Here is a 4,431-nt window from a genome sequence, read left to right as displayed (position 1 = left end):
AAAAAACACCCCCCCCCCCCCCGGCCCCGGTCGCGTGGGGGGCGCGCCCAGCCACAGGAACCGCGCCTCGTCGTCAATAAAGCGCCGGATAAGCCAGGCGCTGGCCAGACGATCGACCCACGGGCGTCGGCGGGTGGCCCACAGCCGGCCGCGAAAGGCGCCTCTGTCCAGCAGGCTCAGTTCGCCCGCCACCGACTGCGGCTCGTTCGGCGATAGCCGCTGATTAATGACCTGCTCGATAGTGGCCAGTCGCTCAGCGGCTTGCTCCCGGGCGGCCCCCGGGAAGAAATCAATAGCCTCGATCCGCCGGTAGTCACGCTGAATTTTACGCAGTTGTTTGAGCTGAGCCGCCAGTTCGTCGTTGGATAACGTCCCCTGCAGCGCCTGCAGATCCTGCAACAGCGCGTCGTACTGTTCACGACGATCGAATAGCGGCCTGAGCGCCTCTTCTTCCGCCGCCTCAATCGTGAAAACATACCCGGTCCCCCCTTCCGCGCGGATCGCCTGGCAGGTGCTGAGGAAAGTGTCATAGCCCTGGCGCACGTCGGGCAGCAGATAGACCCCATCGCGCAGGACCGCTGCCCCGCTCTGCTTCAGGGTTCGCCAGACACGCATGCGCAGCGTGGCTTGAGACGTTGTCAGGTTAAGGATCAAGAGATGCATTGTCATGTTGTAGAGATTACTACAGCATGTAGCGTCTGTGACGTTTTTACGCGCAAGGAGTCAGATGAATTTCAGCAATGCATAGCTGAAAAAAGCAAAAGACGGCCTGCGCAGCGGCAGGCCAGGCGCTAAGCGCGGGATGGGGATAAGGGGCGCAGCAGCAGGGTCAACAACGCCACCGCAACCGGGACCAGGGAGCCCCACAGCACGGCGTTCCAGCCGAAGGCGTTGAGCAGAACCCCGGACGAAAACGACCCCACGATCATCACGCCGAAGACCAGAAAATCGTTGAGCGACTGAACCTGGGTCTTCTCTTCCGGGCGGTGGAAATCGATGATTTTCGCCGAGGCGCCGGTGAAGCCAAAGTTCCAGCCGATGCCGAGCAAAATCAGCGACAGCCAGTAATGATACACGCCGAGACCGCTCAGGCCGACCGCCACCGACGCGGCGGTGATCAGCAATCCCGCCGCCGCCATTCGCACTGCGCCGAAGCGCTGGATCAGCCGGCCGGTGAAAAATCCCGGGCCGTACATCGCCATCACATGCCACTGGATCCCAAGGTTGGCGGCCTGCTGGGAAAGACCGTGCATATGCATGGAGAGCGGCGCGGCGGTCATCAGAAAATTCATCACCATATAGGCCACCGCGCCGCTGAATACCGTAGTGGCAAAACCCGGCTGGCGGACAATCTCGCGCAGCGACCGCCCTCCGCGCACGCTGGCCGCGGTGGGCTCCGCCGGCGTCACCCCTCTCAACAAAAAGGCGGCCAGCACTGCAACCAGCGCCTGAGCGAGGAAGGTGACGGCGAAGGTATGTGCCGGCCAGAGGTGCATGGTGCCGGTGACCAGCATCGGGCCAATGATCCCGGCGGCCACACCGCCGCCCATCACCAGCGACAGCGCACGGGCGCGACGCGCCGGGGCGACGCCGTCGGTGGCGGCAAAACGAAAACTGAGCGCCACGGCAGCATAGGCGCCGCCAAGCATCGCGGCGAGACAAAACAGCAGAAAAGAATTCAGCACTACCGCCAGGGCGGCCGCCAGTCCGGTCACCATCCCGGCGCCGGTGCCGAGCCTGAACGCCGCTTTGCGGCCCCGCGTTCGCCCCAGCGCGCCGAAAGGCAGAATGGAGGCCGCCATCCCCAGCACAAACAGGGTGATCGGCAGCGTGGCCAGCGACGGGCTGGGGGCAATCGCGTTACCCACTATCGCGCCGGTAGCGTAGAAGACCACCGAGTTGGCGCCGGCCAGCGCCTGAGCGGCAGCCAGGCGAAAGATGTTTTTGTTCTGCACCGCCAGCGGCAGCATGTGTTCTGTAGACATCCGTTGTTTTCACCGGTTTGAGAGTGGCGCCAGGCTGGCCGTCTGGCATCGCGCCCTGTTTGTTGGGTTCCCTGACCGTTACCTTAGCCGCAAAATACGCTTTTGCACCATAGCGAATCGCAATATTACCCGGCGATCTGGCCCCTCTTCTGCGTCAGATCGCCGGGCCGGGCTTCGCCGCGCGTTTTATTCCGGGGATCCGTCGCGCCGCGCGGCGGCAAATTTCGCCGCGATCATTGCGGCCGTCGGCTGGACGCCGCCCAGACTCCACTGCTCCGGGTCATGTTCGTCAATGCGGATCCAGACGGACTGACGGAACTGCGGATCGCCCTGCCCCTCAATCTCCACCAGCAGATCGGTCATCCGTCGCAGCAGCTCACTTTTCTGTTCCGCGGTCATGATCCCTTTAATGGTTTGCACGTTAACAAATGGCACGCTATTCTCCTTAGCATCTAGGTCTAAAATTCAAACTCAGAGTAGAAGGTCAATCTCGCGATGTCAAAAAATAAATCACTGCCCTACCTCGACCCGGCGCTGTGCGGCCTGGCGGAAGGAGCCAAAATACTCGGCGACCGCTGGGTGCTGCTGATCCTACGCGAGGCGTTTTACGGCGTGACGCGCTTTGAAACGTTGCTGTCGCACACCCATATTACCCGCCAGACGCTCACCACCCGGTTAAAAACCATGACCGAAACGGGATTGCTCAACAAAGTGCCCTACCGGGAAGCCGGCTCCCGCGAACGGTATGAATATGTTCTGACTGATAAAAGCCGTAGCCTGGCGCTGGTGCTGTTCGCCCTGATGGAATGGGGCCACCAGCACGTGCTGCACAGTGCGCCGCATATAGCATTGGTGGACAGCGCCAGCGGCGAGGCTGTCCATCCGGGGTTTATTACTGCCAGCGGCACCGTGGCGAGCCCCGCCGCCCTGCAGATCGTCAAGGCAGACGAACGCTAATAGCGCCGCTACAGAACTTTCGTACGCCTCTGGCGAAAGCCGCCGCAAGCGGGTATGTTGCATAGCCACGGTACCCGACGAGCGCGGGACATTTTTGTTTCATCGAACTGTGCGATAAAGGATGAAGGTATCCGGTGACCATTCCGACGCGCAGATCGCGCATGCTAAAGGTAGAAAATGTCGCTTCGTTCTCTGCGGGCTTTATGTCTGACCAGCTTTTTTATTGCCGACGTGCGCGACGGCCTCGGCCCGTTTCTGGGGATCTTTCTCACCCAGCGTCACTGGCAGGCGGAGGACATTGGCCTGCTGATGTCCGTCGGCGGTATCGCCGGCCTGCTGGCGACCCTGCCCGCCGGCTTCATCACCGACAGCTCGCGGCATAAGCGCTTGCTGCTGGCCGGGGTCTGCCTGGTGATCACCCTCACCACCCTGCTGCTCTGGTTTAGTCAGAAGACCAGCGTGGTCGCCCTCTCGCAAGTCGCCAGCGGCATCTGCGCGGCCTTTGTCGGACCGCTGATCGCCGGGATTACCCTCGGTCTTGCCAGACAGCGCGGCTTTAGCGCCCAGATGGGGAAAAACGAAGCCTTCAACCACGCGGGAAATTTCTTCACCGCGCTAATGGCCGGGGCTATCGCCTGGTACTGGGGCATCGGCGGCATTTTCATTCTGATGGCCTGTACCACGCTGCTTACCCTGGTCGCCCTGCTGGCGATCCGCGGCGGCGATATCGACGATGATGCCGCCCGCGGCATCGAAGCGGCATCCACGCCCTCCCTGCCGGGGTTTGCCATCCTGTTCCGCCATACGCCGCTGCTGATCGCCGGCGTAACCCTGATGCTGTTCCATCTCGCCAATGCCGCACTGTTGCCGATGCTGAGCATGCGGATCGCCGCCGCGCCGGGACACCTCAATCCCGGACTGTTTGCCGCCGCCACGGTGATTATTTCGCAGGTGGTGATGATCCCGGTGGCCATCCGGGTCGCCGGCAGCATCGACAAATACGGTTACTGGCGATGCATCCTGCTGGCGCTGCTGATCATGCCCATCCGGGCGGCGCTGGCGGCGTCCAGCGACGCCCCGGCGATGATGGTCCCGGTGCAAATTCTTGATGGCCTGGCGGCAGGGATTTTGGGGGTGGCGGTGCCCAGCTTTATCGTCTCGCTGCTGCGCGGCAGCGGGCACGTTAACGCTGGACAGAGCGTGGTGATGCTGATGCAGGGCGCCGGGGCGGCAATGAGTCCGGCGTTAACCGGGTCTATCGCCGGGCACTACTCCTGTGCCACCGCCTTCGGCGTGCTGAGCGTTATCGCGATTGTCGCCCTGATGATATGGTGGCGCAGCGCTCCGCTGCTCACCGTCTCCGCGTCACCGCCAGTCGGCGAGAGCGGGCAGTAACCTACGGCACAGCGACCTGGGGAGAGAGGAAATCGCCAGCCCGGGGGGAGCCCCCCCCCCCCCCCCCCGCCCGTCCCTGGCTTAAATGGTCAAG

Annotated in this window: 5 protein-coding genes; 2 read left to right on the top strand and 3 right to left on the bottom strand. The window is 62.8% G+C overall.

Annotated features, from left to right (window positions below; translation table 11 throughout):
* From HMPREF9538_RS30750 to HMPREF9538_RS01480, 3 genes are all read right to left on the bottom strand, one after another.
* The coding region (locus HMPREF9538_RS30750) for a chromate resistance protein ChrB domain-containing protein (RefSeq protein WP_071813943.1) at nt 1–663 on the bottom strand (663 nt) is incomplete at its 3' end.
* Nucleotides 664–791: 128 nt separating this feature from the next.
* Nucleotides 792–1,985, bottom strand: a complete 1,194-nt coding sequence (locus tag HMPREF9538_RS01475; protein WP_223174957.1) for an MFS transporter — start codon at nt 1,983–1,985, stop codon at nt 792–794.
* A 186-nt stretch (nt 1,986–2,171) separates the two neighbouring features.
* Nucleotides 2,172–2,420 carry a tautomerase family protein gene (locus HMPREF9538_RS01480; protein WP_004175772.1) on the bottom strand — a complete coding sequence of 83 codons (249 nt, stop codon included), beginning with the start codon at nt 2,418–2,420 and terminating at the stop codon, nt 2,172–2,174.
* A gap of 60 nt (nt 2,421–2,480) precedes the next feature.
* On the opposite strand from HMPREF9538_RS01480, the gene HMPREF9538_RS01485 reads away from it, so the two are divergent.
* Nucleotides 2,481–2,942 carry a winged helix-turn-helix transcriptional regulator gene (locus tag HMPREF9538_RS01485; protein WP_004175770.1) on the top strand — a complete coding sequence of 154 codons (462 nt, stop codon included), beginning with the start codon at nt 2,481–2,483 and terminating at the stop codon, nt 2,940–2,942.
* A gap of 177 nt (nt 2,943–3,119) precedes the next feature.
* Nucleotides 3,120–4,337, top strand: coding sequence for an MFS transporter (locus tag HMPREF9538_RS01490; protein ID WP_009486378.1), 1,218 nt, complete (start codon nt 3,120–3,122; stop codon nt 4,335–4,337).
* Nucleotides 4,338–4,431: the final 94 nt, after the last annotated feature.

It is taken from the genome of Klebsiella sp. MS 92-3 (assembly GCF_000195655.1).
GTDB lineage: Bacteria > Pseudomonadota > Gammaproteobacteria > Enterobacterales > Enterobacteriaceae > Klebsiella > Klebsiella pneumoniae.
The sequence above is the reverse complement of the archived record's forward strand: the minus strand, read 5'-3'. Positions and strand labels throughout refer to the sequence as shown.

Bases quoted from the DNA above. Each gene is read 5' to 3' on its own strand.
- HMPREF9538_RS01475 (WP_223174957.1), bottom strand. From the start codon at position 1,985: ATGTCTACAGAACACATGCTGCCGCTGGCGGTGCAGAACAAAAACATC.
- HMPREF9538_RS01490 (WP_009486378.1), top strand. From the start codon at position 3,120: ATGTCGCTTCGTTCTCTGCGGGCTTTATGTCTGACCAGCTTTTTTATT.
- HMPREF9538_RS01485 (WP_004175770.1), top strand. From the start codon at position 2,481: ATGTCAAAAAATAAATCACTGCCCTACCTCGACCCGGCGCTGTGCGGC.